The 25,621-nt window shown below is 70.3% G+C and carries 25 protein-coding genes; 18 read left to right on the forward strand and 7 right to left on the reverse strand.

Translation table 11 applies throughout. The features are described from left to right. Window positions 1–183: 183 nt before the first annotated feature. The 13 genes from J4573_RS37090 (at window position 184) to J4573_RS37150 (ending at window position 14,322) form a co-directional block, all read left to right on the forward strand. Window positions 184–798 carry a DUF6928 family protein gene (locus tag J4573_RS37090; RefSeq protein ID WP_208260776.1) on the forward strand — a complete coding sequence of 205 codons (615 nt, stop codon included), beginning with the start codon at window positions 184–186 and terminating at the stop codon, window positions 796–798. Between the two features lie 106 nt (window positions 799–904). Then, a complete protein-coding gene (pdxT, locus tag J4573_RS37095) occupies window positions 905–1,528 on the forward strand; it encodes a pyridoxal 5'-phosphate synthase glutaminase subunit PdxT (RefSeq protein ID WP_307797200.1) in 624 nt (207 codons plus the stop codon). A 3-nt stretch (window positions 1,529–1,531) separates the two neighbouring features. Then, entirely contained in the window at window positions 1,532–2,284 is a 753-nt protein-coding gene (locus tag J4573_RS37100) for a YebC/PmpR family DNA-binding transcriptional regulator (RefSeq protein ID WP_208260777.1), read from the forward strand. Between the two features lie 82 nt (window positions 2,285–2,366). Beyond that, window positions 2,367–3,518 (forward strand): GNAT family N-acetyltransferase, encoded by a 1,152-nt coding sequence (locus J4573_RS37105; protein WP_208260778.1) that lies wholly within the window; start codon window positions 2,367–2,369, stop codon window positions 3,516–3,518. An 82-nt stretch (window positions 3,519–3,600) separates the two neighbouring features. Beyond that, window positions 3,601–4,137, forward strand: a complete 537-nt coding sequence (gene ruvC, locus J4573_RS37110; protein WP_208260779.1) for a crossover junction endodeoxyribonuclease RuvC — start codon at window positions 3,601–3,603, stop codon at window positions 4,135–4,137. After that, entirely contained in the window at window positions 4,134–4,733 is a 600-nt protein-coding gene (gene ruvA / locus J4573_RS37115; protein ID WP_208260780.1) for a Holliday junction branch migration protein RuvA, read from the forward strand. The genes ruvC and ruvA overlap by 4 nt, the downstream gene beginning before the upstream one ends. A gap of 25 nt (window positions 4,734–4,758) precedes the next feature. After that, on the forward strand, window positions 4,759–5,823 hold the full coding sequence (gene ruvB, locus J4573_RS37120) for a Holliday junction branch migration DNA helicase RuvB (RefSeq protein ID WP_208260781.1): 1,065 nt from the start codon (window positions 4,759–4,761) through the stop codon (window positions 5,821–5,823). 203 nt (window positions 5,824–6,026) lie between these two features. Further along, window positions 6,027–6,542: a preprotein translocase subunit YajC gene (yajC, locus tag J4573_RS37125; protein ID WP_208260782.1), complete on the forward strand. Its 516-nt coding sequence runs from the start codon at window positions 6,027–6,029 to the stop codon at window positions 6,540–6,542. Between the two features lie 37 nt (window positions 6,543–6,579). Further along, entirely contained in the window at window positions 6,580–8,382 is a 1,803-nt protein-coding gene (gene secD, locus J4573_RS37130; protein ID WP_307797201.1) for a protein translocase subunit SecD, read from the forward strand. Continuing rightward, entirely contained in the window at window positions 8,382–9,524 is a 1,143-nt protein-coding gene (secF, locus tag J4573_RS37135; RefSeq protein ID WP_208260783.1) for a protein translocase subunit SecF, read from the forward strand. Before secD ends, secF begins: the two co-directional genes overlap by 1 nt. 117 nt (window positions 9,525–9,641) lie before the next feature. Continuing rightward, window positions 9,642–10,166, forward strand: a complete 525-nt coding sequence (locus J4573_RS37140) for an adenine phosphoribosyltransferase (protein WP_208260784.1) — start codon at window positions 9,642–9,644, stop codon at window positions 10,164–10,166. Between the two features lie 503 nt (window positions 10,167–10,669). Next, window positions 10,670–12,844, forward strand: a complete 2,175-nt coding sequence (locus tag J4573_RS37145) for a RelA/SpoT family protein (protein WP_208260880.1) — start codon at window positions 10,670–10,672, stop codon at window positions 12,842–12,844. A gap of 299 nt (window positions 12,845–13,143) precedes the next feature. Continuing rightward, window positions 13,144–14,322: an IS30 family transposase gene (locus J4573_RS37150; RefSeq protein WP_208260881.1), complete on the forward strand. Its 1,179-nt coding sequence runs from the start codon at window positions 13,144–13,146 to the stop codon at window positions 14,320–14,322. A gap of 70 nt (window positions 14,323–14,392) precedes the next feature. On the opposite strand, the gene aspS is transcribed toward J4573_RS37150, so the two are convergent. Genes aspS through J4573_RS37165 form a run of 3 tightly spaced genes read right to left on the reverse strand, consistent with a single transcriptional unit; the run spans window position 14,393 to window position 18,206 of the window. Then, entirely contained in the window at window positions 14,393–16,186 is a 1,794-nt protein-coding gene (aspS, locus tag J4573_RS37155) for an aspartate--tRNA ligase (protein ID WP_208260785.1), read from the reverse strand. Then, window positions 16,183–17,451 (reverse strand): histidine--tRNA ligase, encoded by a 1,269-nt coding sequence (hisS, locus tag J4573_RS37160; protein ID WP_208260786.1) that lies wholly within the window; start codon window positions 17,449–17,451, stop codon window positions 16,183–16,185. The genes aspS and hisS overlap by 4 nt, the downstream gene beginning before the upstream one ends. A gap of 11 nt (window positions 17,452–17,462) precedes the next feature. Next, window positions 17,463–18,206 carry an MBL fold metallo-hydrolase gene (locus J4573_RS37165; protein WP_208260787.1) on the reverse strand — a complete coding sequence of 248 codons (744 nt, stop codon included), beginning with the start codon at window positions 18,204–18,206 and terminating at the stop codon, window positions 17,463–17,465. Window positions 18,207–18,417: 211 nt separating this feature from the next. Between J4573_RS37165 and J4573_RS37170 the strand changes: the two genes are divergently transcribed. Beyond that, window positions 18,418–19,239 carry a peptidylprolyl isomerase gene (locus J4573_RS37170; protein WP_208260788.1) on the forward strand — a complete coding sequence of 274 codons (822 nt, stop codon included), beginning with the start codon at window positions 18,418–18,420 and terminating at the stop codon, window positions 19,237–19,239. 59 nt (window positions 19,240–19,298) lie between these two features. Continuing rightward, window positions 19,299–20,549: a DUF349 domain-containing protein gene (locus J4573_RS37175; RefSeq protein WP_208260789.1), complete on the forward strand. Its 1,251-nt coding sequence runs from the start codon at window positions 19,299–19,301 to the stop codon at window positions 20,547–20,549. A 22-nt stretch (window positions 20,550–20,571) separates the two neighbouring features. Here the strand turns inward: J4573_RS37175 and J4573_RS37180 are convergent, their stop codons facing one another. The 4 genes from J4573_RS37180 to J4573_RS37195 all read right to left on the reverse strand — a co-directional run bounded on the left by J4573_RS37180 (window position 20,572) and on the right by J4573_RS37195 (window position 23,128). Continuing rightward, window positions 20,572–21,138 carry a TIGR03086 family metal-binding protein gene (locus tag J4573_RS37180; protein WP_208260790.1) on the reverse strand — a complete coding sequence of 189 codons (567 nt, stop codon included), beginning with the start codon at window positions 21,136–21,138 and terminating at the stop codon, window positions 20,572–20,574. Between the two features lie 80 nt (window positions 21,139–21,218). Beyond that, window positions 21,219–21,935, reverse strand: coding sequence for a DUF305 domain-containing protein (locus tag J4573_RS37185; RefSeq protein WP_307797202.1), 717 nt, complete (start codon window positions 21,933–21,935; stop codon window positions 21,219–21,221). Then, complete coding sequence (locus tag J4573_RS37190; RefSeq protein ID WP_208260791.1) at window positions 21,932–22,582, reverse strand: thioredoxin-like domain-containing protein; 651 nt, start codon at window positions 22,580–22,582, stop codon at window positions 21,932–21,934. The genes J4573_RS37185 and J4573_RS37190 overlap by 4 nt, the downstream gene beginning before the upstream one ends. 57 nt (window positions 22,583–22,639) lie before the next feature. Continuing rightward, a complete protein-coding gene (locus tag J4573_RS37195; RefSeq protein ID WP_208260792.1) occupies window positions 22,640–23,128 on the reverse strand; it encodes a hypothetical protein in 489 nt (162 codons plus the stop codon). A 233-nt stretch (window positions 23,129–23,361) separates the two neighbouring features. Here J4573_RS37195 and J4573_RS37200 point away from each other — a divergent pair, with 233 nt between their 5' ends. The 3 genes from J4573_RS37200 to J4573_RS37210 all read left to right on the forward strand — a co-directional run bounded on the left by J4573_RS37200 (window position 23,362) and on the right by J4573_RS37210 (window position 25,620). Beyond that, complete coding sequence (locus J4573_RS37200) at window positions 23,362–24,657, forward strand: replication-associated recombination protein A (protein ID WP_208260883.1); 1,296 nt, start codon at window positions 23,362–23,364, stop codon at window positions 24,655–24,657. Between the two features lie 164 nt (window positions 24,658–24,821). Then, window positions 24,822–25,247, forward strand: a complete 426-nt coding sequence (locus J4573_RS37205) for a DUF948 domain-containing protein (protein WP_208260793.1) — start codon at window positions 24,822–24,824, stop codon at window positions 25,245–25,247. 4 nt (window positions 25,248–25,251) lie between these two features. Next, window positions 25,252–25,620: a hypothetical protein gene (locus J4573_RS37210; RefSeq protein WP_243774168.1), complete on the forward strand. Its 369-nt coding sequence runs from the start codon at window positions 25,252–25,254 to the stop codon at window positions 25,618–25,620. The last annotated feature ends 1 nt before the right edge of the window (window position 25,621 follow it).

Here is a 25,621-nt window from a genome sequence, read left to right on the forward strand (position 1 = left end):
AAGGCCCACCAGTCCGCCCGGATACCGCACAGGATTCGGAAGCGACACGCCGTTCGATCAGAGGTAACCGCCCGGTCCGGTGACCGGGCGGTTACTTTTCGCCGCCCCTCCACAGCGGTGGCAGGTAAGGATTACGCTTACCGCGCGGTCGATGCGGCGGCTCGACCGCGGGAGGGGACGAACATGGGTTGGTCGGTCGCGCTCGCCTGCGCGAGCGTCGGGGAACCTGCCGAGGTGTTCCAACCGGGTCTGAAGCCCGATCCGGAGGCGGCGGCGAGCCTGGCCCACGGGCTGTATCCAGCGGCGACCCTGGTGGAGACCGGCGACACGGTTCTGGACTTCGCGCTCTGGCCGTACGAGGACGAACTGTTCGTCGGGGTCTATGACAAGGCCCTGCTGCTGTGCGACCGGCGGCTGTTCTGCCTGGACGACGACGCCCGCCGGATCGCCGACACCGCGGCGGCGGCGCTGCCCGGCGCGTCCTGCGGCGTGCTGGTCCTGCACAGCGTGATCTCCGGCTGCTGGTTCCGCTGGTACGAGGCGGGCGCCCTGCTCCGGGACGTCTTCGTGACGGCCGAGGACGGCGTGGTGGTCGACCAGGGCACCCGGCTGCCCGCCGAGGAGCCGTTCTGGAAGGGCATCGACGGCGGCACGCCCGACGTTCCGCTGCCGTTCGACACCGAGGAGTTCGGGCTGGCGCTGGCCGCCTCGTGCATGTTCGGGCGCAAGATCGCCGAGCGCGGCGAGGACGGCTTCCTGCCGATGGAGTTGCCGCTGCGCCGCTTCAAGCTCTGCTGAAGCCCTCGCCGATACCCGGCCACACCCCCTGATATGGGAAGATCGGCGGGCGTCGGGGCGTTGTAACGGATGTTCCCCGTGCAGACTCCCCGGAAGGGTTTCATTCGTGACTGCTGTGCCCGAGATCGGTGTGCTGGCTCTCCAGGGCGACGTGCGCGAGCACGTGCTCGCCCTCGAGGAGGCCGGGGCGCGGACCCTTGCGGTGCGCCGCCCCGAGGAGCTGGAACGCGTCGACGCCCTGGTCATCCCCGGCGGCGAGTCCACCACGATGTGGAAGCTCGCCCGCGCGTTCGACCTCCTCGACCCGCTGCGCAAGCGGATCGAGGCGGGCATGCCCGCCTACGGCTCCTGCGCCGGCATGATCATGCTGGCGGACCGGATCCAGGACGGCATGGAGGGCCAGGAGACCATCGGCGGCATCGACATGACGGTGCGCCGCAACGCCTTCGGCCGCCAGGTCGACTCGTTCGAGTCCGACGTGCGGCTGGACGGCATGGACGACGACGCGCCGTACCACGCCGTTTTCATCCGGGCACCCTGGGTGGAGAGGGTCGGAGACGACGTGCGGGTGCTCGGTCGCGCCGAGACCGGCACGAACGCCGGTAGGATCGTCGCCGTCCGTCAAGGCCGCCTCATGGCGACCGCCTTCCATCCGGAACTGACGGGCGACCACCGTGTGCACCACTACTTCGCCGATCTGGTGCGCCGGGCGATGGAGCAGGAGGATTGACAGATGTCCGGCCATTCCAAATGGGCGACCACCAAGCACAAGAAGGCGGCCCTCGACGCCAAGCGAGGCAAGCTCTTCGCCAAGCTGATCAAGAACATCGAGGTGGCGGCGCGGACCGGCGGGGGCGACCCCGAGGCCAACCCGACGCTGTACGACGCGATCTTCAAGGCGAAGAAGAGCTCGGTCCCGAACGACAACATCGAGCGCGCGCGCAAGCGCGGCGCCGGTGAGGAGGCCGGCGGCGCCGACTGGCAGACCATCATGTACGAGGGCTACGCGCCCGGTGGCGTCGCCGTACTGATCGAGTGCCTGACCGACAACCGCAACCGCGCGGCCTCCGAGGTCCGCGTCGGCCTGACCCGCAACGGCGGCTCGCTGGCCGACCCCGGTTCGGTGTCGTACATGTTCAACCGCAAGGGCGTCGTGATCGTGGCCAAGGCCGGTACGACCGAGGACGACGTCATGATGGCGGTCCTGGAGGCCGGCGCCGAGGAGGTGAACGACATCGGGGACAGCTTCGAGGTCGTCTCCGAGGCCGGCGACCTGGTCGCGGTCCGCACCGCGCTGCAGGAGGCCGGGATCGACTACGAGTCGGCGGAGAGCAAGTTCCTGCCGACCATGTCGGTGCCGCTGGACGAGGACAACGCCCGCAAGGTGTTCCGCCTGCTGGACGCGCTGGAGGACTCCGACGACGTCCAGGAGGTCTACGCCAACTTCGACGTGTCCGACGAGGTCATGGAGAAGATCGACGCGTAGCCGAGCAGATCATTGACGGACGCCGCCGCCCCCGAGGGGACGGCGGCGTCCGCCGTCTCTGCCATGCCGTACGGTCGGGCCCATGGAGATCCGCGCGCTGACCGTTGACGACCTCGACGCCGTTCTGGACGCTCGCACCCGGGCCTTCGGGTACGTGCCCGAACGGGATCGGGCGTCGTGGCTGGCGTTCGCGCGGACGGCCGTGGACGCCGGGCGCCAGCTGGGCGGATTCGAGGGCGACCGGCTGGTCGCGACGGCCCGGGTGCTGGCGTTCGGCCAGTGGTGGCACGGGCGCGAGGTCTCCATGGGCGGGGTCTCGGGCGTCACGGTCGCGCCCGAGGATCGAGGCCGCGGCGCCGGCCGGGAGATCGTCACCGCGATCCTGCACCTGGCGGCCGAGCGAGGCGACGTGGTGTCGGCGCTCTATCCGGCCACGACGCGCATCTACCGCAGCCTGGGCTGGGAGCACGCGGGCGCCCAGCACCGGATCACGCTCCCCGCCGAGGCGCTGCGTACGCTCTCCGCCGAGCCGGTGCCGGTCCGCAGGGTGGGGCCGGACGACGCGGAGGAGATCGTGCGGGTGCTCCGCGACGTCTACCAGGGCGCTCTGGACCATGGCCCGGTCGACGCGGGGGCCGCCTCCTGGCGGCTCAAGCTGGCCGACGAACGCATCTACTGCTACCTGGCCGAGGACGGCTTCCTCTCCTACCGCTGGAGCGCCGACGGCGCCTCGCTGGACGTCGACCGGGTGGTCGCGGGCTCCGAGCGCACCTCGCGCGCGCTCTGGGCGATCGTCGGCTCGGGCTCCTCGGTCGTCGAGACCGTCAGCGCCTACGTGGATCCCTACGATCCCGTCCTGTGGTCGCTCGCCGAGCGCTACTCGGATCGGTTCCAGCGCAACCAGTGGATGCTGCGGGTGGTGGACGCCCCGGCGGCGTTCGAGCGGCGCGGCTACCCGGCGGGGGTGAGCGCCGAGGTCCCGCTGCACGTCGTGGACGCTCAGTTGCCCGCCAACAGCGGCTCGTGGCGGTTGGTGATCAAGGACGGGCGGGGCGCGCTGGAGCGCGCCGGCGACGATCCTGCGGCCGTACGGATGGGCATCCAGGGCCTGTCGGCGCTCTACGCAGGCGTCCGGGTCGCCGCCCTGCGCCGCAGCGGCATGATCTCCGGCGGCGACCAGGCCCTGCTGGGCGCTGCTTTCGAGGCCGCTCCGTTCATGCACGACTACTTCTGACCCCGCGCGCGCCCATGCGGGACGATGCCATCCTGGTCCGATAGCGTGTCGGTTGCCGAACAGATGATCGAAGGGGTGGGCCGTGCGGGTGCTGGGGATCGACCCGGGGCTCACCAGGTGCGGCGTCGGGGTCGTCGAGGGCGCTCCCGGCAGGCCGCTCAGCCTGGTCTCCGTCGGCGTGATCCGCACCAGCCCCGACGACGACATCGCGCTCCGCCTCCTCGGCATCGAGGAGGGCATCAACGCGATCATGGACGAGCTGAAGCCCGACGCCGTCGCGGTGGAGCGGGTCTTCGCACAGCACAACGTCAGCACCGTGATGGGCACCGCCCAGGCCGCCGGCATCGCCATGGTGGCCGCCGCCCGGCGCGGCCTGCCGGTCGCGATGCACACCCCCAGCGAGGCCAAGGCCGCGATCACCGGGAACGGCCGGGCCGACAAGGCCCAGGTCACCGCGATGGTGACGCGGCTGCTCCGGCTGGACGCCGCGCCCAAGCCCGCCGACGCGGCCGACGCGCTGGCGCTGGCCATCTGTCACGTCTGGCGCGGCGGCGCCCAGTCCCGGCTGGCCGCCGCGCGCCTGAACGCCGCACGCCCGAACGGAAGGACCCGGATTTGATCGCGTTCGTCAGCGGCAGGGTGGCCGCCGCGGGACCCGACGGTGCCGTGGTGGACGTCGGGGGAGTGGGCTACGCCGTCCAGTGCACCCCCGCCACGCTCGCCGGGCTGCGGGTCGGCGAGCAGGCGCAGGTCCCCACCTCCCTGGTCGTACGCGAGGACTCGCTCACCCTCTTCGGTTTCGCCGACGACGACGAGCGCGGGGTCTTCGAGCTCCTCCAGACCGCCAGCGGCGTCGGCCCCCGGCTGGCCCTGGCGATGCTGGCCGTTCACACGCCGAACGCGCTGCGCATGGCCGTGACCACCGAGGACGTGACCGCGCTCACCAAGGTCCCCGGCATCGGCAAGAAGGGCGCCCAGCGCATCGTTCTGGAGCTGAAGGACCGCCTGGGCTCGCCGATCGGCGGCGTCGAGGTCCGCCAGACCCCCAGGGCGGCCGCGTGGCGCGACCAGGTCCAGGCCGGTCTGATCAATCTCGGCTGGACGGCCAAGGACGCCGACGCCGCCGTCGATCTGGTAGCCGCGGAGCTGGATGGCGAGGAGACCCCGCCGATCCCCGTCCTCCTGAAGGCCGCCCTGAAGAAACTGAGTAAGTGAGCGAACAAGAGGCTGTGCGGCGCGTATGAGCGAGTACGAGGAACGCCTGGTCTCCTCCGACGCCGACGGGCCGGAGGAGCAGGTCATCGAGGCCGCGCTCCGGCCCAAGAAGCTGGACGATTTCATCGGCCAGCATCGCGTCCGTGAGCAGCTGTCCCTGGTGTTGCACAGCGCCCTACGGCGCGGCCGGACCCCCGATCATGTCCTCCTGTCGGGAGGGCCTGGCCTGGGCAAGACGACACTCGCCATGATCATCGCGGCTGAGCTGGGCGCGCCGCTGCGGATCTCCTCGGGCCCGGCGATCGAACGGGCCGGGGACCTGGCGGCGATCCTGTCGACGCTCTCCGAGGGCGAGGTCCTCTTCCTCGACGAGATCCACCGGATGGCCCGCCCGGCCGAAGAGATGCTCTACATGGCGATGGAGGACTTCCGGGTCGACGTCGTCGTGGGCAAGGGCCCGGGCGCGACCGCGATCCCGCTGGACATCGCCCCGTTCACCCTGGTCGGCGCGACCACCCGCGCGGGCATGCTGCCGGGACCGTTGCGTGATCGTTTCGGCTTCGTGGCCCACATGGACTTCTACGACCCGGGCGAGCTCGAGGTGATCGTCAAGCGGTCCGCGGGCCTGCTGGACGTGGAGATCGCGCCGGACGGCGCCGCCGAGGTCGCGGGCCGTTCCCGCGGCACCCCGCGCATCGCCAACCGCCTGCTGCGCCGCGTCCGCGACTACGCCGAGGTGCGGGCGGACGGCGTGATCACCAAGGACCTGGCCCGTTCGGCCCTCACCCTCTACGAGGTCGACGAACGGGGCCTGGACCGCCTGGACAGGGCCGTGCTGGCCTCCCTCATGCGCAAGTTCGGCGGCGGGCCGGTCGGCCTTTCGACCCTTGCCGTCTCGGTGGGGGAGGAGCCCGAGACCGTCGAGGTCGTGGCCGAGCCCTTCCTGGTCAGGCAGGGGCTGCTGGCCCGCACGCCCCGGGGGCGCATCGCGACCCCCGCGGCATGGGCCCATCTCGGCCTCACCCCGCCACCCTCGTCTCCCATGGCCGCCCTCTTCGAGATCGACGATGGAGCGGACGAGGAGAGGTAGTGTCAGGGGAAACCGGTCACGGTAGGGCAGGCGTGGAGTAACGGGTTGGGAACTTCCCGGCGCCGTCGCTCGTCACGTCGTTGCCGGGTTCTCGCGTACTCTCTAGACTCCGGGACTTGGTCACCGTCTCCAGCCGACGGGCCCTAGAGCGAGGCCATTGTGGCAATTGGCTGGGCAAACCACATCGGAAGGATGCCCCAGTAATGGGCAGCGACAAGATTATTGCGGCGTCGGGCGGCGGCGGTGGTGCCTTCAACCTCCTGCTCCTGCTCGCCATACCCCTGGTTTTCTACTTCTTGCTGATCAGGCCTCAGAGCCGGCGCCGCAAGGAGCAGCAGCAGATGCAGAGCGCCATCGAGCCCGGCGCGCGCGTGATGACCACCAGTGGCATGTACGCCACCGTGGTCTCCAGCGACGACGACGGGCTCGTGCTGGAGATCGCTCCGGGTGTCGAGGCTCGGTTCGTCAAGCAGGCCGTCATGAACGTCGTCAAGGACGACGAGGTCGAGGACGAGCTCGAGGACGACGACGACCTTGAGGAGACCGAGGCCGAGTCCGGCGAGGGGTCGATCGACCTGTCGAAGGACGACGCCAAGGACGCCAAGGCATCCGCCAAGGCCGACACGGGCGACTCCACGAGCGTTGCCGACGACGCGGAGGACGAGGTCGTCGAGACCCCGGCCAAGGCGAAGGCCTCTTCGGAGAAGCCCTCCGCCTGACGCTCCGGCAACGACATAAGACGGGATAAGACGACCAGTGGCTTCGCCTAGCAGCAACGTTCCCAAGCCCGGGCGTACGCTCCTCGGGTTCTTCGCGGTCTTGGGCATCCTCACGGTGATCATGCTCTTGCAGGGGCAGATCACGCCCAAGCTGGGGCTCGACCTCGCCGGTGGCACGACGGTCACGCTCACGGCCAAGACGGAGGCCGGCAAGACGCCGCCCACCGCCCAGATGGACCAGGCCGTAAAGATCATCAACCAGCGGGTCAACGGCCTGGGTGTGGCGGACGCCGAGGTGTCCAAGCAGGGCACCAACAACATCATCGTGAGCATCGGCGGTGCCGGCCAGCAGCAGGTGGTCGACACCATCGGCAAGACCGCCAAGCTGCAGTTCCGGCAGGTGTACGCGTCGGGGGCCAGCACGCCGAACGGGCAGCCGCTGCCGTCGGGGACGCCCACGGCCTCGACCTCGGGCAGCCCGAGCCCGTCGGCGTCGCCGTCGGGCTCGCCCAAGGCGGGCGTGAAGCCGTCGGACACCTCGACCCCGCGCGGCCGTGCGGTGTCGGGGGCCCTCGCGGCGCCGACGCCCACGCCGAGCGGTTCGGGCAAGCCGTCGCCCTCGGCCACGCCGAGCGGTCAGCCGACGACCACGCCGACGGTGCCGCCGGACCCGAACGCCGCCGGGCAGGACTTCAGCGGCATCGACGACCAGGCCGTGATCAAGCAGTACCAGTCGCTGGTCTGCTCGCCGAACGGCGGCCCGACGGTGCCGGGCTCCAACAACCCGGCGTTGAAGTGGGTCGCGGCGTGTGACCAGAAGGCCGAGAACGGCCAGGTCACCAAGTACATCCTCGGGCCGGTCCGGGTCGAGGGCACGCAGGTCTCGGGCGCGAACGCGCTGCCGCCTGACCCGCAGAACGGCCGGCAGAGCTGGTCGGTCAGCCTGAAGTTCAAGGGCCAGGGCACCAAGCAGTTCGGCGACGTCACCTCCGACGCCTACAAGGCCTACCAGGCCAACCCGAGCGCCCCGCAGGCGCAGGTGGCGATCATCCTGGACGGGCAGGTCGTCTCGGCGCCGCAGATCCGCGAGGGCGCCATCACCGGCGGCACCGCGAGCATCGACGGCCCGGCCGACAGCTTCACCCAGTCCTACGCCGACAACCTGGCGAACGTGCTGAAGTTCGGCGCGCTCCCGCTGGAGTTCCAGCAGAGCTCCATCGACGAGGTCTCCTCGACGCTGGGCGCCGACCAGTTGCACGGTGGCCTCATCGCGGGCGCGATCGGCCTCGGCCTGGTCGTGATCTACTGCCTGCTCTACTACCAGGGCCTCGGCCTGGTGGCGGTCGGCAGCCTCGTCGTCGCCGGCGCCACCACCTACCTGTCGGTGGTGATCCTCGGCGAGGGGATGGGCTTCAGGCTCACGCTCCCGCACATCATCGGTCTGATCGTCTCGATCGGTATCACCGCGGACTCGTTCATTGTCTACTTCGAACGATTGCGCGACGAACTGAGAGCCGGGCGAACACTGAGACCATCGGTGGAGAACGCCTGGAAGCGGGCGCGGCGCACGATCCTGGTGGCCGACGCGGTCACCTTCATCGCCGCCCTGGTGCTCTACTTCCTGGCGGTCGGCGGGGTGCGGGGCTTCGCGTTCGCGATGGGCCTCACGACCCTGATCGACGTCGTGGTGGTGTTCTTCTTCACCAAGCCGCTGGTGGCGCTGCTGTCGCGGACCGAGTTCTTCGGCAGAGGCCACAAGTTCTCCGGCCTCGACCGGAACCGGCTCCGCCGTAGCGGACCGACGCCGCCCGCCGCCCGGACCAAGAGCCAGGAGGCATGATGGCCAAGAGCTCGGTTCTCAGCAGGTTCTACCGCGGCGAGCTCAGCGCCGACATCGTCGGGCGGCCGAAGATTTGGTACTCGATCTCCGGGCTCCTGATCGTCTTCTCGCTCGTCGGGCTGCTCGTGCAGGGCCTCAACTTCGGTGTGGAGTTCAAGGGCGGGTCGGTCTTCACCATCCCCGCGCCGAAGGGCTCCTCGATCACCGATGTCCGCACGGCCGTCACCGACGGCGGGGTGCACGGCGACCCGACCGTCCAGAAGGCGGGCGACAACTGGCGGGTGACCACCGAGAGCCTCACCTCGACCGAGGTCGCCAAGGTCAAGCAGAGCGTCTCCAAGGACCTCAACGTCCCCGCCAACCAGATCACCACGCAGGTGGTCGGCGCGTCCTGGGGCGGTGAGATCTCCAAGAAGGCGTGGCAGGCGCTCATCGTCTTCATGATCTTGATCATCGCCTACCTGTCGGTGGCGTTCGAATGGCGGATGGCGCTCGCGGCGGTGGTCGCGCTGGTGCACGACCTGGTGATCACGGCGGGCATCTACGCCTGGTCGGGATTCGAGGTCACACCCGCGACCCTGCTGGGCTTCCTGACGATCCTGGGTTATTCGCTGTACGACGCGGTCGTGGTCTTCGACATGATCAAGGAGGTCACCAGACCGCTCAACTCCTCCTCCAAGATCACCTACAGTCAGGCGGCCAACCAGGCCCTCAGCAGCACGCTGGTGCGCTCGCTGAACACCTCCCTGGTGGCGATCCTCCCGGTCGCGGCGATCCTGTTCATCGGCACCACGCTGTTCGGCGCGGGCACGCTGAAGGACCTGTCGCTCGCGCTGTTCGTCGGCATGATCGTCGGTACGTACTCCTCGATCTGCGTGGCGACGCCGCTGCTGGTCCAGCTGAAGGAGCGCGAGCCGAAGTACCGCCAGCTGCGGGAGAACATCGCCCGCCGCGAGAGCAGCGGCAAGCGCCAGGCCAAGGCGGCCAAGGTCACCAAGGCCACGGAGGCCGCGGGCGACGACGAGGTGGACGACGTTCCCGAGGACGACGCCCCAGCCTCGGTGACCGTGCGCAAGGTCGTCCAGACGGGGCAGCGCCAGCAGCCCAAGAAGGGCACCAGGCAGCAGCGCCGCGGCAAGTAGTACTCGCCCAGTAGCGAAAGCACAGCGATCAACGGCCGTGCCCACCCCCCAAGCGCGGGAGTGGGCACGGCCGTCGCATGACCGGGCTTACGGCCCCGTGACCAGGAGAGAGCGACCATGGACCTCGACCGGCTGATCCAGGACCGGATCCGCGACGTGCCCGACTACCCGAAGCCGGGCGTGCTGTTCAAGGACATCACCCCGCTGCTGGCCGACCACGTGGCCTTCGCCGGCGTCGTGGACGCGGTCGTCAACCACTACGGCCGCGGTACCGTCGACAAGATCGTCGGCATCGAGGCGCGCGGGTTCATCCTGGCCGCGCCGATCGCCTACCACTTCGGCGCCGGATTCGTTCCGGTACGGAAAAAGGGCAAGCTGCCGTCGGAGACGCTCCAGGCGACCTATGATCTCGAGTACGGGACCGAAACGATCGAGATGCACGTCGACGCGTTCGGGCCCGGGGAACGGGTGCTGATCGTCGACGACGTGCTGGCCACCGGGGGAACCGCCCGGGCGGCCGCCGACCTGGTGAGCCGCGGCGGCGGCGAGGTGGTCGGGCTGTCGGTCCTGATGGAGCTGTCGTTCCTGCATGGACGGGACAAACTGGGGAATCTGGACGTCCACTCGTTGGTTACGGTCTAGCACGAAATAGGTGCCGGATACACTGACGGCATCGCGGTCCGGGGGAACGGGCGCTTCCCGCGGGGCGGAGAGGGAGCGGGCGCCCACATGACAGGGGAGGCTGGGTGCCAGGTGAGGTGGTATCGACCGACGCGGTGAACGACGCGGTCACCAAGGCAGGCCAGGGCGACGACGGTGCGAGGACCGAGGCCCGCAAGCCCGCCGCGGAAGCCCCTGCCACGAGCGAGGGTGCCGTACGACCTGACGCACCGCCGTCCCCACGCGCCGAGCGGCCCGCCACCGGACAGCCCGCCACCGAGCAGCCGGGAGTCGAGCGGCCCGCCACCGACCGGGCTCCAGCCGAGCGATCCGCCGCCGAGCGACCCGCGGCCGAGCGACAGGCAGCCGTCCCCGCAGCCGAACCCCCGTCCCATCCGTCCAGGCCCACGCCGGCCACGATCCCACCGTCTGCCGCCCGGGTGCGCCGAAGGCTCGCCAGGTTGGGCGCCCAGCGCGGCCCCACTATGAACCCGGTACTCGAACCACTGATCAAGACGGTCCGCAACACGCATCCGAAGGCGGACCTGCGGCTGATCGAGCGCGCGTACGACGTCGCCGCGCACTACCACCGCGACCAGAAGCGCAAGAGCGGCGATCCCTACATCACCCATCCGCTCGCGGTCGCCACCATCCTCGCCGAGCTCGGCATGAACACCGAGACGCTCTGCGGCGCGCTGCTGCACGACACCGTCGAGGACACCCCGTACACCATCGACGAGCTGCGCTCGGACTTCGGCGACGAGATCGCCGCCCTGGTGGACGGCGTCACCAAGCTCGACAAGGTCAAGTACGGCGAGGCCGCCGAGGCCGAGACCGTCCGCAAGATGGTCGTCGCCATGGCCCGCGACATCCGGGTCCTGGTGATCAAGCTCGCCGACCGGCTCCACAACATGCGCACGCTGCGCTACATGCCCCGCCACAAGCAGGAGAAGAAGGCCCGCGAGACCCTCGAGGTCTTCGCGCCCCTCGCGCACCGCCTGGGCATGAACACCCTGAAGTGGGAGCTGGAGGACCTCTCGTTCGCCACGCTCTATCCCAAGCGCTTCGACGAGATCGCCCGCCTGGTGTCCGAGCGCGCGCCGCGCCGCGACGTGTTCCTGCAGGACGTGATCGAGAACGTCTCGACGGACCTGCGTGAGGCGCGGATCAAGGCGACCGTCACCGGCCGCCCGAAGCACTACTACTCGATCTACCAGAAGATGATCGCCCGGGACGTCAGCTTCGACGACATCTACGACCTGGTCGGCATCCGGGTCCTGGTCGACAGCGTCCGCGACTGCTACGCGGCGCTCGGCTCGATCCACGCGCGATGGAATCCGGTCCCCGGCCGGTTCAAGGACTACATCGCGATGCCGAAGTTCAACATGTACCAGTCCCTCCACACCACGGTCATCGGGCCGGAGGGCAAGCCGGTCGAGCTGCAGATCCGCACCTGGGGCATGCACCGCCGCGCCGAGTACGGCGTCGCCGCGCACTGGAAGTACAAGGAAGAGACCGTCGCGGGCCGCAAGGCCGCCGACATGCAGTGGCTCCGCCAGCTCCTGGACTGGCAGAAGGAGACGGCAGACCCGGCCGAGTTCCTGGAGAGCCTGCGCTTCGACCTCTCGGTCTCGGAGGTCTTCGTCTTCACGCCCAAGGGCGACGTCATGGCGCTGCCCCAAGGCGCCACTCCGGTCGACTTCGCGTACGCCATCCATACCGAGGTGGGTCACCGCTGTATCGGCGCCCGCGTCAACGGCCGCCTGGTGCCGCTGGAATCCACCCTGGACAATGGCGACGCCGTCGAGGTCTTCACCTCCAAGTCGCCCGACGCGGGCCCCAGCCGCGACTGGCTCGGCTTCGTCAAGAGCGCCCGCGCCCGCAACAAGATCAAGCACTGGTTCTCCAAGGAACGGCGCGACACCGCGATCGAGTCCGGCAAGGACGCCATCGCCCGTGCCATGCGCAAGCAGAACATGCCGCTGCAGCGCATGATGTCCGGCGAGGCGCTCCTCGCGCTCGCCCGCGACATGCGCTACCCGGACGTGTCCTCGCTCTACGCCGCAGTCGGCGAGAGCCAGGTCTCCGCGCAGACCGTCGTTCAGCGCCTGGTCGAGGCCCTGGGCGGCGTGGAGAGCGCCGAGGAGGACCTCGCCGAGATCGCGCTCCCGACCAAGCGCAAGCGCACCCGTACGACCGGCGACCCCGGCGTGGTGGTGGCGGGCGACCCCGACGTGTGGGTACGCCTGTCCCGCTGCTGTACGCCCGTACCCGGCGACGACATCGTCGGCTTCGTCACCCGCGGCCACGGCGTCTCCGTGCACCGCGCCGACTGCGTCAACGTGGCCCAGCTCAAGGAGCAGCCCGACCGCCTCATCGACGTCAAGTGGTCGCCGGGCGAGGACTCGGTCTTCCTGGTGGCCATCCAGGTCGAGGCGCTGGACCGACCCCGGCTCCTGTCCGACGTGACGCGCGTGCTCTCCGACCAGCACGTCAACATCCTGTCGGCGTCCGTCACCACCACCCGGGACCGGGTGGCCGTCAGCCGCTTCACCTTCGAGATGGGCGACCCCAAGCACCTGGGCCACGTCCTCAAGGCCGTCCGTTCCATCGACGGCGTCTACGACGTCTACAGGGTCACCAGCGGCACCAACCGCTAGGCCAGAGCTCGTACGGCAAAGCAAAGGCCCCGCATCCGATCGGGCGGGTTCTAGCGATCCCCGCAACACCCTGAGCTTCAGGGAGTTGCGGGGATCGTGGGTTTTGAGGGGTTGAGGGCGAGGTTCTTGGAGGCGCTGGACCGGGAGAACGGGAGCATCTCGGGTGCTGCTCGGGCGGTCGGGGCCAACCCTGCCACGGCGTATGGGTGGGCGCGGAAGGCCGGGTGCGTGGTCGTGGGAAGACGGGCACGAGCGGGCATCCGGGGCGGGCGGAGTATGACCGGCTGCGCGCGGCCGGGGTGCGGCGGCGGGAGGCCGCGGCGCAGGTCGGGGTGCATGAGCGTACTGCCCAGGACTGGGATCGCGGGATCCGGCAGATCGGCCACGCGCGCCTGCATCCCAACGGGCGCAGGATCGACTACACAACGGGCATGATCACTACCGTTGCCGCCGCGACAGAGCCGTCTGTCGCGGCAGTCGAGGCCAGGTTGCACCCCCGCTTCCTCACCGTGGCCGAGCGGGAGTTGATCGCTGACCTGCGTCGTGAGGGCCGGTCGCTGCGCGCGATCGGGCGGGCACTGGGCCGGCCGGCCTCCACCGTCAAACGCGAGATCGACGCCCGTTCCGTCGAGGGCGTCTATCAGCCGCATCGGGCCCAGCGGGCATGGGCCAAGAGCCGGCCGCGGCCCAAGGTCTCCAAGCTCGCCCAGGCGGGCCGGTTGCGCGAGTTCGTCGCCCATGGGCTGGCCGAGCGGTGGTCACCCGAGCAGATCTGTCACGCTCTGGTCATCGAGTTCCCCGACGAACAGAGCATGCGGGTGAGTCCGGAAACGATCTACCAGGCGATCTACGTCCAGGCCCGTGGCGGGCTGCGCCGCGAGGTCGCGGACGCGCTGCGCACCGGGCGCACCCGCCGCAAACCCCACCGCAGTGCAGATCAGCGCACCCGCCGGTTCGTCGACGAGATGGTGATGATCTCCGATCGGCCGGCCGAGGTCGAGGACCGGGCGGTGCCCGGTCACTGGGAAGGCGACCTGATCGTCGGCCCCCGCAGCGAGACCGCGATCGTCACCCTGGTCGAGCGCTCCACCCGCTACGTCCTGCTCGGTCATCTGCCCGGCGGCCACACCGCCGAGGAGGTCCGCGACGTGCTGGTGCCCCTGATCGCCACCCTGCCCGCACACCTACGCGGCTCGCTGACCTGGGACCAAGGCTGCGAGATGGCCGCGCACCAGCAGTTCACCGTCGCCACCGGCGTGCCGGTCTACTTCTGCGACCCGCACTCACCCTGGCAACGCGGCTCCAACGAGAACACCAACGGCCTGCTGCGCCAGTACTTCCCCAAGGGCACCGACCTGTCGGCGCACAGCGCCCAAGACCTCGAACACGTCGCCCAGCAACTCAACGGCCGACCACGCAAAACGCTCGGCTGGGCAACCCCAGCCGAGCGCCTGCGTGATCTACTGACAACCACATAGGCCATCAGGTGTTGCGAGGACCCCGAGAATCCGCCATCGGATGCGGGGCCTTTCGCTGGTACGCCCGGGGTCAGGCCTTCTCGGCCTTCGCTTCCTTCTCGGCCTTCTCGGCTTCTTCCAGGTCCTCGGGGCGGATGTCGACGCCGGCTTCCTTACGCTGCTGCTCGGTGATGGGCGTGGGCGCGGCGGTGAGCGGGTCGTAGCCGGACGCGGCCTTCGGGAAGGCGATCACGTCGCGGATGGAGTCCTGACCGGCGAGGAGGGTCACGACGCGGTCCCAGCCGAAGGCGATGCCGCCGTGGGGCGGGGGACCGAACTTGAACGCCTCCAGGAGGAAACCGAACTTGGACTCGGCGTCCTCCTTGGAAAGGCCGAGCACGTCGAAGACGCGCTGCTGCATCTCGGCGCGGTGGATACGGATGGAGCCGCCGCCGATCTCGTTGCCGTTGCAGACGATGTCGTAGGCGTTGGCGAGCGCGGAGCCCGGGTCGTCCTGGAAGGTGTCGGCGTACTCGGCCTTGGGCGCGGTGAACGGATGGTGGACGGAGGTCCAGCCGATCTGCTCGCCCTTGTCGTCCTCGACGGGCTCGAAGTTCGGGGCGTCCACGACCCAGCAGAAGGCCCACGCGGACTCGTCGATCAGCTCGCAGCGGCGGCCGATCTCCAGGCGGGCCGCGCCGAGGAGCTCGCGGGTCGAGTGCGGCTTGCCCGCGCCGAAGAAGATCGCGTCGCCGGTCTTGGCGCCCGTCTTGGCGGCGAGGCCTTCCTTCTCGGCGTCGGACAGGTTCTTGGCGACCGGGCCGCCCAGGGCGCCGTCCTCCTGGACGAGCACGTAGGCGAGGCCGCGGGCGCCGCGGGCCTTGGCCCAGTCCTGCCAGCCGTCCAGCTCCTTGCGGGTCTGGGACGCGCCGCCGGGCATCACGACCGCGCCGACGTAGGGGGCCTGGAAGACGCGGAACGTGGTGTCGGCGAAGTAGGCCGTCATGTCGGTCAGCTCGTTGCCGAAGCGCAGGTCCGGCTTGTCCGAGCCGTAGCGCGCCATGGCGTCGGCGTAGGTGATGTGGGGGATCGGCCGCGGGATCTCGTAGTCGGCGAGGTCCTTCCAGAGGCGCGCCACCAGGTCCTCGCCGACCTGGAAGACGTCGTCCTGGTCGACGAACGACATCTCGATGTCGATCTGGGTGAACTCCGGCTGCCGGTCGGCGCGGAAGTCCTCGTCCCGGTAGCAGCGGGCGATCTGGTAGTAGCGCTCCAGGCCGCCGACCATGAGCAGCTGCTTGAACAGCTGCGGCGACTGGGGGAGGGCGTACCAGTGGCCCGGCTTCAGGCGGACCGGCACGAGGAAGTCGCGCGCGCCCTCGGGCGTGGAACGGGTCAGGGTGGGCGTCTCGACGTTCACGAAGCCGTGGCCGCGCAGGACGTCGCCCACGATGAACTGGCCCTCGGACCGGAGCTTGAGGGCACGGGCGACCTGCTCGCGGCGGATGTCGAGGTAGCGGTACCTGAGCCGGACCTCCTCGTTGACGTTGACGTCGCCCTCGATCGGGAACGGCAGCGGCGCGGCCTCCGACAGCACCTCGATCTCGATCGCGGAGACCTCGATCTCGCCGGTGGGGAGCTCGGGGTTCTCGTTGCCCTCGGGCCGCACCCGGACCTCGCCGGTCACCCGGACGCAGAACTCAGAGCGGAGGTCGTGCGCCGCGTCCTCCTCGCGGAAGACGACCTGCGCGGTGCCGGAGGCGTCGCGCAGGTCGATGAACGTGACGCCGCCGTGGTCGCGGCGCCGGGCCACCCATCCGGCCAGCGTCACCTGCTGCCCGGCGTGCTCCTTGCGGAGCGTCCCCGCCTCGTGCGAGCGGATCATCGTGAAAGCCTTTCCTTCAACGTCGAAGTGATCTCGGTGAGCGGCACCGCGCTCTGGTCGCCCTCGGCCAGGTCCTTCAGCTGGACGGACCCGGCGGCGATATCTCGCTCGCCGAGGATCAGCGCGTAGCGGGCCCCGGACCGGTCGGCGTCCTTCATGGCGCCCTTCAGCTTCTTGCCCCCGTACGCCATGTCCGCGGCGATCCCGGCGCGGCGCAGGTCGGCCACCAGGCCGAAGATCGTGCGTTCGGCCTCGTCGCCGATCGGGACGCCGAACACCTCGCAGCGGGGCGGGGCGCTGAACTGCGCGCCCTCGGCCTCCAGGGCCAGGATCGTACGGTCCAGGCCGAGCCCGAAGCCGATGCCGGGCAGCGGGGGACCGCCGATGTCCTCCGACAGGCCGTCGTAGCGCCCGCCGCCGCCGATGCCCGACTGGGCGCCGAGCAGCGGGTGGTCGAACTCGAAGGTCGTCCGGGTGTAGTAGTCCAGCCCGCGCACCAGGGTGGGGGTGTCCTCCCACGGGATGCCGAGGTCGCCCAGCAGCTCCCTGACCCGGTCGTAGTGGGCCTTGCAGGCCCCGCACAGGTGGTCGGCCATCAGTGGGGCGCCCTCGAGCCGAGCCCGGACGTCCGGGCGCTTGTCGTCCAGGACGCGCAGCGGGTTGATCTCGATGCGGGCGCGGGTGGCCTCGTCCAGGTCCAGGCCGCGCAGGAACTCCTGCAGCCGGGTCCGGTAGGCGGGACGGCACTCCTTGCAGCCGAGGGAGTTCAGCAGCAGCCGGACCTGGCGCAGGCCGAGACCCTGGTACCAGTTCCACGCGATCGCGATCGTCTCGGCGTCGACCTGCGGGTCCTCGCTGCCGATCGCCTCCAGGTCGAGCTGGTAGAACTGTCGGTAGCGGCCCTCCTGAGGCCGTTCGGCGCGGAACGCCGGGCCGGTGGTCCAGACCTTGACCGGCAGGCCGCCCTCCTTGTGGAGGTTGTGCTCCAGCACCGAGCGCAGCACGCCCGCGGTGAACTCGGGCCGCAGCGTCAGGGAGCGCCCGCCGCGGTCCTCGAAGGTGTACATCTCCTTGCTGACCACGTCGGTGGACTCGCCGACGCCCCGCTTGAAGAGCGTGGTGTCCTCGAAGACGGCCATTTCCAGATAGCCGTAACCGGCCAGCCGGGCCTGCTCGGCGAACGCCTGCCGGATGGCGTAGAAAAGGTCCGCGCGCGGCGGCACGTACTCCTTGACCCCCTTGGGGGCCTGAAAGCTAGAACTCATGATCTTTGAGGTCAGAATCCCTTGTGAGGGCCGTCGGAGGGCGCCAGATCTGTGCCTTTCAGGGGGGACGACCCCCCTGTACCCCCCGAAGAAAGCGGGGATAGGAACGGATTGGCGGCGCGCTCGCGGCCGATGGTGGTCTGATCGCCGTGGCCGGGCAGGACGGCCGCCTCGTCCGGAAGGGAGAGGCAGACCCGCGACAGGCTCTTGAGGATCTCCTCGTACGAGCCGCCCGGCAGGTCGGTGCGGCCGATCGACCCCTGGAACAGCAGGTCCCCGGTGAAGATCACATCGGGCAGCTGCTCGGTCTTGGGGGTCCGGAACGTCACCGACCCGGGCGTATGGCCCGGGGCGTGGTCCACCGTGAACTCCAGACCGGCCAGCCGCATCACCGCGCCGTCCGACAGCTCCTTGACGTCGTCGGGCTCGCTGAAGGTCAGCCCGCCGAGCAGCTGCTGCTTGGCGGCCAGCGGGAAGCCCTTGGCCGGATCGCTCAGCAGCTCGCGGTCGTCGGGGTGGATATAGGCGGGGACGTCCTTGGCGCCGCAGACCGGGGCGACCGACCAGACGTGGTCGATGTGGCCGTGCGTGAGCAGCACCGCGACCGGCTTGAGCCGGTGCTCGCGGATGATCTCGTCGATCCCGGCCTCGGCCCCCTCGCCCGGGTCGATGATCACGCACTCCTCGCCGGCGGCGGGCGCCACGAGGTAGCAGTTCGCGGCGAACGAACCAGCGGGGAACCCGGCGACGAGCACGGTCGTCCTTCCTTCAAGCCAGTCTTCTGGCCAGTCTGAGAGCCAAGCAGGCATATGGCGGCAGTCCTGAGGGTACCGGCGCGGCCCTGGCCTCCGCGAACGAGATCCAAGGATCGCCGTGTCGCGGGAGAGTCCGGTATGGCACAACCTTTCAGTCAGTACCGCTACTATGCGCTGCACGTTCACCTGATCACAGCGGAGGGGCAGGCACGTGGCGGGGAAGGACCGTAAGAAGGAGCTCGCGCGGCAGCGCTATGAGCGCCAGGAACAGGCCCGGCTCGCCCGGGAGGCGCGGGCTCGGCGCACGAAGATCGCTGGGGCCGTGGTCGCGGTCGTGGTGATCGCGGCCGGCGCCACGACCATTGTCGCCATGTCCGCCTCCGGTGACGACAAGAACAAGGACAAGGGCAAGAACAACGCGGCCGGCGCCGGAGCCACGCCCAGCACGCCCGCGAGCGCCAAGGCCGGGGAGTGCAGCTACACCGCCTCCCAGGAGTCCGGCGCGCTGAAGGACAAGAGCACGCCCCCGGCGAAGCCCGTCTACAACGACGTCGTCAACGCCACCATCAAGACCAGCCAGGGCGACATCGGGCTGGAGCTGGACGGCAAGAAGGCGCCCTGCGCGGTGAACTCGTTCGCCTTCCTCGCCAAGAAGAAGTACTGGGACGGCAGCCACTGTCACCGGCTGTCGACGAGCCAGGGCCTGCAGATGCTGCAGTGCGGTGACCCGACCGGCAGCGGCAGCGGCGGTCCCGGCTACCAGTTCGCCAATGAGAACACCGAGGGCGCCAAGTACACCAAGGGCACGCTGGCCATGGCCAACGCGGGCCCCGGCACCAACGGCAGCCAGTTCTTCCTGGTGTACGGCGACTCTCAGCTTTCACCCGACTACACGGTGTTCGGCAAGATCACTTCGGGTATCGACATGCTCGAGGGCGTCGCCAAGGCCGGGGTCGCGAAGGCGGGCGAGGACGGCACCGGCGAACCGAAGAAGAAGGTCACTGTCCAGGACGTCGCGATCGCCAAGAAATAGGGCGTCGGGACATTAAGGTGTGGAGGGTCCGGTCTGAATGGGAATCGACCGGACCCGTGATGCGGGAGGCAAGGGTGTCCAGCGCGACCGATCCCTGGGGCCGGGTGGACGAGGAAGGCACCGTCTACGTCAAGACGACGGACGGTGAACGGGTCGTCGGATCCTGGCAGGCAGGCGCTCCGGAGGAGGCCCTGGCCTACTTCAAGCGCAAGTACGACGCGCTCGCCACCGAGATCGGCCTCCTCGAACAGCGAGTCCGCACCACCGACCTGCAGCCCTCGCAGGCCCAGCAGAGCATCCAGCGGCTCCGCGAGGCGGTGACCGACGCCCACTGCGTCGGCGACCTCGAGGCCCTGGTGAAGCGGCTGGAGGTGCTGACCGAGGCGGTCGGCAAGCGCCGTGAGCAGGTGAAGGCGCAGCGCGAGCACGCCCGGCACGAGGCCCGCGAGATCAAGGAGCGGATCGTCGGCGAGGCGGAGCGGATCGCCGCCGAGGAGACGCACTGGAAGAACGGCGGCGAGCGCCTGCGCCAGCTGGTGGAGGAGTGGAAGGCGGCCGAGCGGATCGACCGGCCGACCGAGACCGCCCTCTGGAAGCGCCTGTCCGCCGCACGCAACGCCTTCACCAAGCGCCGCAAGGTCTACTTCGCCACGCTGGACGACCAGCGCGAGGAGGCCCGCAAGGAGAAGGAGCGGCTGGTCACCGAGGCCGAGTCGATGACCGGCTCGACCGACTGGTCCGAGACCGCCGCCGCCTACCGCGACCTGATGCGCCGCTGGAAGCTGGCCGGACGCGCCGCACGGGACGCCGAAGAGGACCTGTGGTCCCGCTTCAAGGGCGCCCAGGACACCTTCTTCTCCGCGCGCAGCGCCGCGTTCGCCGAGCGCGACGCCGAGTTCCGCGTGCACGCGGACGAGAAGGAGAAGATCCTCGCCGAGGCCGAGCGGCTGCTGCCGGTCAAGGACGTTCGGCAGGCCCGCCAGCAGCTGCGCCAGATCCAGGAGCGCTGGGAGGCGGCCGGCATGGTGCCGCGCGACCAGCGCGACCGCCTGGAGGGCCGCCTCCGCAAGATCGAGGAGACGATCCGCGGCGCCGAGGAGTCGGAGTGGCGGCGCACCAACCCCGAGGCGCGTGCGCGCGCCGAGGCCACGGTGGCGCAGCTGCGCAACTCCATCGAGCAGCTGGAGAAGCGGCTGGACAAGGCCCGCGCCGCCGGCCGCGACAGGGACGTGCGGGACGCCGAGGAGGCCCTGGAGGCGCGGCGCGCCTGGCTTGAAGAGGCCGAGCGCACCCTCGCCGAGTTCTCCTGACCGTTCCTCCCCGGAGGACCGGTCAGAAGGACTTGCGGCCCAGGAAGGCCAGCAGCCGGGTCTGCTCGTCGGCTCCGCGCGGCGGGGTGAGCGCCGGGCCGAGCTGCTCGGCGGCACGCAGCGCGCCGCCGATGATGTGCGCGGTGGCGAAGCCGTGGTGCACCAGGTCGGGGTCGAGCCTGTCCGGCTGCCCGGACGCCGTCGCCAGGTCCCAGGTGTGGATCAGCGGCTCCAGCGCGTAGCCGCCCAGGAAGTCGCTGAGCGGCAGGTCGCCGAGCGCGCCGAACGGCACCTGACGGCCGAGCGCCTGCTGGGTCAGCTCCGCCTCGGTCTCCTTGCGCGCCGTGCGCCAGGCCAGCAGCGGGTCTCCGGTGCAGTACCGGCCGGGGTCGGTGTTGACGTCCGGCGGCGTGCCACCGGTCGCCAGGGCTCGGATCAGATGCTGCCCGCCGATCATGTGGCCGGCGACGTCCCGGGCGGTCCAGCCGGAGCACGGCGTCGCCGCGTCCCAGCCGTCCCGGGCGACGCCGCCGACCACTCCCTCGAAGAGGTCGAGTGCCCGGTGGTAGCCGCTGAGTTTCTGAGCCATGGTGGTCAGTGACCCGCGCCAAGACCTTCCTGTCAAGCGATATCGACAAGGTCGCCCGCCCCCGTCTCCGGCGCGGGCCGTCAGCGGGCGGCGGCGCCGCGTTCGGCGAGCATGGTGTTCATCAGGGCGATCTCCGACTTCTGCCCGTCCACCATCGTCTGGGCGAGCCGCCTGACCTGTGGGCGGCGCGAGAGCGTCAGGGCTGCCTGGGCCATGTCCACGCCCGCCCGGTGGTGGGCGATCATCAGCCGCAGGTAGAACACCTCGGCGTCCTTGCCCGACAGCCTCCCGAGCTCGGCCAGTTGAGTCCTGGTGGCCATGCCCGGCATGATCGCCCCGTCCGCGGCGGCCGGGGCGGCGGTGCCCGAATGCCCCGCGTGCCCGCTCATCCAGCGCATCCGCCCGGCCGGGTCGGCCTGGGGGAGGCCCCAGTCGTCCAGCCAGGCGGTCATCATGCCGATCTGGGCGCGCTGGGTGTTGATGATGTCGTACGCCAGGAGCCGCGTCGGCGCGTCCTTGGTCCGGTCCCGGACGATGAACGACATCTCCACGGCCTGGGAGTGGTGGGTGCTCATGTCGCGGGCGAACCCGGCCTCGGGGCTGTCGGTGCCCGGCCGGTCCGAGCCCGTCGCCCGCAGCGCCACGAACGCCCCGGCCACGATCAGGACCAGCACCGCGAGGACGACGGTCACCCGGCGCCCTCGCGGTGCCTGCCGGACGACCGTCGAGGGCCCGGCCACGGCGGCCTGAGGCTCCTCCGCGGCTTGGCCCTCGGCCCCTGCCCCGGGCTCGCTCACGGGGTGTCCTTGGCCCCGGTGCAGGCGGCGCCGGGCTCGGGCGTCTGCTGGCCCTTGACGAACTCCTTCAGGAAGGCGTCCACACGGCCGTCAGAGGCGTCCTGGAGCTTCAGCTGCTTTCCCCATGCCGAGAGCACGATCGAGGCGTCCAGGCCCGGATAGGGGCTCATGAGGGTGTAGTCGGTCCGGTTGACCTTGCTCTTCAGCTTGTCCACCTGGGCGGCGGCCAGGCCGGGCTTGTAGGTGATCCAGACCGCCCCGTGCTCCAGGGAGTGGACGGCGTTCTCGTTGCGCAGGGGGCTGTCGTAGACGCGGCCGTCGCAGTTCTGCCACATCGGGTCGTGGTCGCCGCCCATGGGCGGGGTCGAGTCGTACTTGACCGAGCCGGAGACGTGGTTGCGGTTGGGCTCGTTCTTGCTCACCACACCGGTCAGCGCGGTGTTGGCGGAGTCTGCGGAGGCCGAGGACTTTTTGTCGGGCCGGGTCTGCAGGACGGCGTAGCCGATCGCGACGATGACGATCACGCCGATGACCCCGAAGAAGGCGATGCCGCCCCAGGGGATGGTGCGCTCGGTCAGGGCGTTCTGCTGCTGAAGGCGTTCACGGGCGCTCTGCGCCTGAACGCGGTTGCGGGCGTTCTTGGACATGAGGGAGACCTCTCGGGATGTTCGGATGGGAGTACGGCAGCGAAGGACGCTGCGTTCTCACAGCCGAAGAACCTGGAGAGATCCCGGCGGGGCCGAGAAGGGTGTCCACTGCCGGGGCGGCCCGACCAGCCAGCCGAATCGCGCGGGCAGCAGGCCGCCGGACCGGCGCGGCAGAGCGGCCAGCCCGAGGGCCAGGAGCCCGAGGAGAACGGCGAGGCCGAGGCAGCCGCCCGCCGGGCTCAGCGGCGGCGGCTTCATGGGCGCCTTGGCGCCCGACGCCGCGGTGTGCCCGAAGCCGTGCCCCAGGGCCGCCTTCCTCAGGGAGGCCCCTGGAGCGTGGCCCGCCGAATGCCCTCCTTGCCCGCCGGGGGCGAGCAGGGCGGCGACGTCCGACGGAACGCTGGTGGAGTGCTCGGTGCAGACCCGCATCGGCGGCGCGTGCCCCAGCCCGTAGGCGAAGACGAGCCCGGCGACGGCGAACAGCGCCACGAGCAGCGCAGCAAGCCCGTGGCGTCGGCGCCTGGCCGTTTCGCCGGTCTCGGTCACGCTCGGAATCAACGTCGTTCTCCGTCGGGGGGTTCCCGATCACCCTAGCCCGGCGTGCGGACAGGAATGTCCGCACGCCGGGATAACCTCGAAGGGTGAGCAAGGCGGAACCGGGGCAGAGTGAGGGCCTCTTCGACGATCCCTCCGAGGAGGTCCCCGCGGCGGCGCGTACCGCGGCCCCGGCGGGGGTACCGGCCTCGCTGCCCGACGGTGCCCAGCCCCTGGCCGTACGGATGCGGCCGCGCGGGCTGGACGAGGTCGTCGGCCAGGGCCACCTGCTGGGCCCCGGCACGCCCATCCGCCAGCTGGTCGACCGCGACGTGCCGATGTCGCTGATCCTGTGGGGCCCGCCCGGCACCGGCAAGACCACCCTGGCGACCGTGGTCAGCATGGCCACCAAGCGCCGGTTCGTGGAGATCTCGGCGGTCAGCGACGGCGTGAAGCGGGTCCGGGCCGAGATCGACCTGGCCCGCCGCGAGCTCGGCATGGCCGGCCGCCAGACCGTGCTGTTCGTCGACGAGGTCCACCGCTTCAACAAGGCCCAGCAGGACGCCCTGCTGCCCGCCGTGGAGAACCGCTGGGTCTCGTTCATCGGCGCCACCACCGAGAACCCGTTCTTCTCGGTGATCAGCCCGCTGCTGTCGCGCTCGCTGCTGCTCACCCTGGAGCCGCTCGGCGAGGACGAGCTGCGCGAGGTGATCGACCGGGCGCTCACCGACGAGCGGGGCCTGAACGGCACGGTGACGCTCGACAATCCCGCCGAGGACCACCTGATCCGCCTGGCGGGCGGCGACGCCCGCCGCACCCTCACCTACCTCGAGGCGGCCGCCCTGGTCGTCGACGACGGCGAGACGATCACGCCGGAGGTGCTGGAGAAGGCGGTCGACCGGGCCGCGGTCCGCTACGACCGCGAGGGCGACCAGCACTACGACGTGATCAGCGCGTTCATCAAGAGCATCCGCGGCAGCGACGTCGACGCCGGGCTGCACTACCTGGCCCGGATGATCGAGGCGGGGGAGGACCCCAGGTTCATCGCCCGCCGGCTGGTGATCCTGGCCAGCGAGGACGTCGGCATGGCCGACCCGACCGCCCTGCAGACCGCGACGGCCGCCGCCCAGGCGGTCGAGCTGATCGGGCTGCCGGAGGCGCAGATCAACCTGGCGCACGCGGTGATCCACCTGTCGCTGGCGCCCAAGTCCAACGCCGTGGTCACCGCCATCGGCGAGGCCATCGGCGACGTCCGCAAGGGCCTGGTCGGGCCGGTGCCCGGCCACCTGCGCGACGCGCACTACAAGGGCGCCGCGAAGATAGGTCACGGCGCCGGGTACAAATACGCGCATGACCATCCCGGCGGGGTGGTACGCCAGCAGTACGCGCCCGACGCCGTTCAGGGCCGTGAGTACTACCGCCCCACCAGACACGGTGCCGAGGGACGCTTCTCGGAGGTGCTGGAGCGGATCCGCTCGGTGCTGCGCGGCACAGGAAGCGGCACGGGAGGCGGCACTGGACACGGCACGGGAAAAGGCTGATCGACAGGACGCCCGGCCCCGTGAGAACGCCTGATCCCGCGATTGGTCACCTGAGCCCGATAGCCTTCCCCGGCACGGGCGCGACACCACGGTAGGGTGTCTGACCAGCCCGGCCCGAGACACACACCGCTACCCGAGACATACACAGCGAACGGAAAGCCCTGATGCTGACTGGTGCAGAACTGGCAGGCCTCATCGTGGCCGTGTTCTGGGCGATTCTCGTGGCCTTCATCGCCCTCACCCTGCTCAAGCTCAGCCGCCTGCTCGGCGAGGCCAGCAAGGTGGTGTCCGACATCGGAGAGCAGGCCGGACCGCTCCTTGACGACATGAACCGGACCGTCCAGCGCGCCAACGAGCAGCTGGGCCGGACCGACGTGATCACCAAGCAGGTCGCCGGGGTCACCCAGAACGTGTCGGCCGTCACCACGGTGATGACCTCGGTCGTGGGCGGCCCGCTGGTCAAGGCCGCCGCGTTCTCCTACGGCGTGCGCAAGGCGCTGGGCAACACCCGCGCCGAGGGCGCCGCCGGCAACGGCCGTGACGACCGGCCGCAGCTGCCCGCCCGCGCCGCGGGCAAGGGCCGACGGTGACCCGATGATCCCCAAGAGGCTGTTCTGGCTGTCGGTCGGCGCTGGCGCCGGCGTCTACGCCACCCACCGGGCCAAGCGCCGGGTGCAGCGGTTCGCCCGCGAGTGGTCGCCCCAGGGCGTGGCGGCGCGCGCGGTGACCGCCGGGCACGGCGCCGGAGATCGATTGAAACTCTTCGCCCATGACGTTCGTACCGAGATGCAGGCACGTGAAGTGGAGTTGCGGGAGGCCACCAGGCTCGACCAGGCTCCGCCCGAGCTGGAGGGCGCCCGGCCCCGCCGGGTCCTGAAGGCCCGTTACACGATCATCGACAGCACCATCGACCAGAGCAAGATCATCGAAAGCTCCGGCAACGACGACAAGGATGGCCACTGAT

This window comes from Actinomadura barringtoniae (assembly GCF_017573505.1).
Lineage (GTDB): Bacteria > Actinomycetota > Actinomycetes > Streptosporangiales > Streptosporangiaceae > Spirillospora > Spirillospora barringtoniae.

Coding starts and splice junctions, on each gene's coding strand:
- J4573_RS37090 (WP_208260776.1), top strand. CDS start 184: ATGGGTTGGTCGGTCGCGCTCGCCTGCGCGAGCGTCGGGGAACCTGCC.
- J4573_RS37100 (WP_208260777.1), top strand. CDS start 1,532: ATGTCCGGCCATTCCAAATGGGCGACCACCAAGCACAAGAAGGCGGCC.
- J4573_RS37105 (WP_208260778.1), top strand. CDS start 2,367: ATGGAGATCCGCGCGCTGACCGTTGACGACCTCGACGCCGTTCTGGAC.
- ruvB (WP_208260781.1), top strand. CDS start 4,759: ATGAGCGAGTACGAGGAACGCCTGGTCTCCTCCGACGCCGACGGGCCG.
- yajC (WP_208260782.1), top strand. CDS start 6,027: ATGGGCAGCGACAAGATTATTGCGGCGTCGGGCGGCGGCGGTGGTGCC.
- secF (WP_208260783.1), top strand. CDS start 8,382: ATGGCCAAGAGCTCGGTTCTCAGCAGGTTCTACCGCGGCGAGCTCAGC.
- J4573_RS37140 (WP_208260784.1), top strand. CDS start 9,642: ATGGACCTCGACCGGCTGATCCAGGACCGGATCCGCGACGTGCCCGAC.
- J4573_RS37145 (WP_208260880.1), top strand. CDS start 10,670: ATGAACCCGGTACTCGAACCACTGATCAAGACGGTCCGCAACACGCAT.
- aspS (WP_208260785.1), bottom strand. CDS start 16,186: ATGATCCGCTCGCACGAGGCGGGGACGCTCCGCAAGGAGCACGCCGGG.
- hisS (WP_208260786.1), bottom strand. CDS start 17,451: ATGAGTTCTAGCTTTCAGGCCCCCAAGGGGGTCAAGGAGTACGTGCCG.
- J4573_RS37175 (WP_208260789.1), top strand. CDS start 19,299: ATGCGGGAGGCAAGGGTGTCCAGCGCGACCGATCCCTGGGGCCGGGTG.
- J4573_RS37180 (WP_208260790.1), bottom strand. CDS start 21,138: ATGGCTCAGAAACTCAGCGGCTACCACCGGGCACTCGACCTCTTCGAG.
- J4573_RS37190 (WP_208260791.1), bottom strand. CDS start 22,582: ATGTCCAAGAACGCCCGCAACCGCGTTCAGGCGCAGAGCGCCCGTGAA.
- J4573_RS37200 (WP_208260883.1), top strand. CDS start 23,362: ATGCGGCCGCGCGGGCTGGACGAGGTCGTCGGCCAGGGCCACCTGCTG.
- J4573_RS37205 (WP_208260793.1), top strand. CDS start 24,822: ATGCTGACTGGTGCAGAACTGGCAGGCCTCATCGTGGCCGTGTTCTGG.
- J4573_RS37210 (WP_243774168.1), top strand. CDS start 25,252: ATGATCCCCAAGAGGCTGTTCTGGCTGTCGGTCGGCGCTGGCGCCGGC.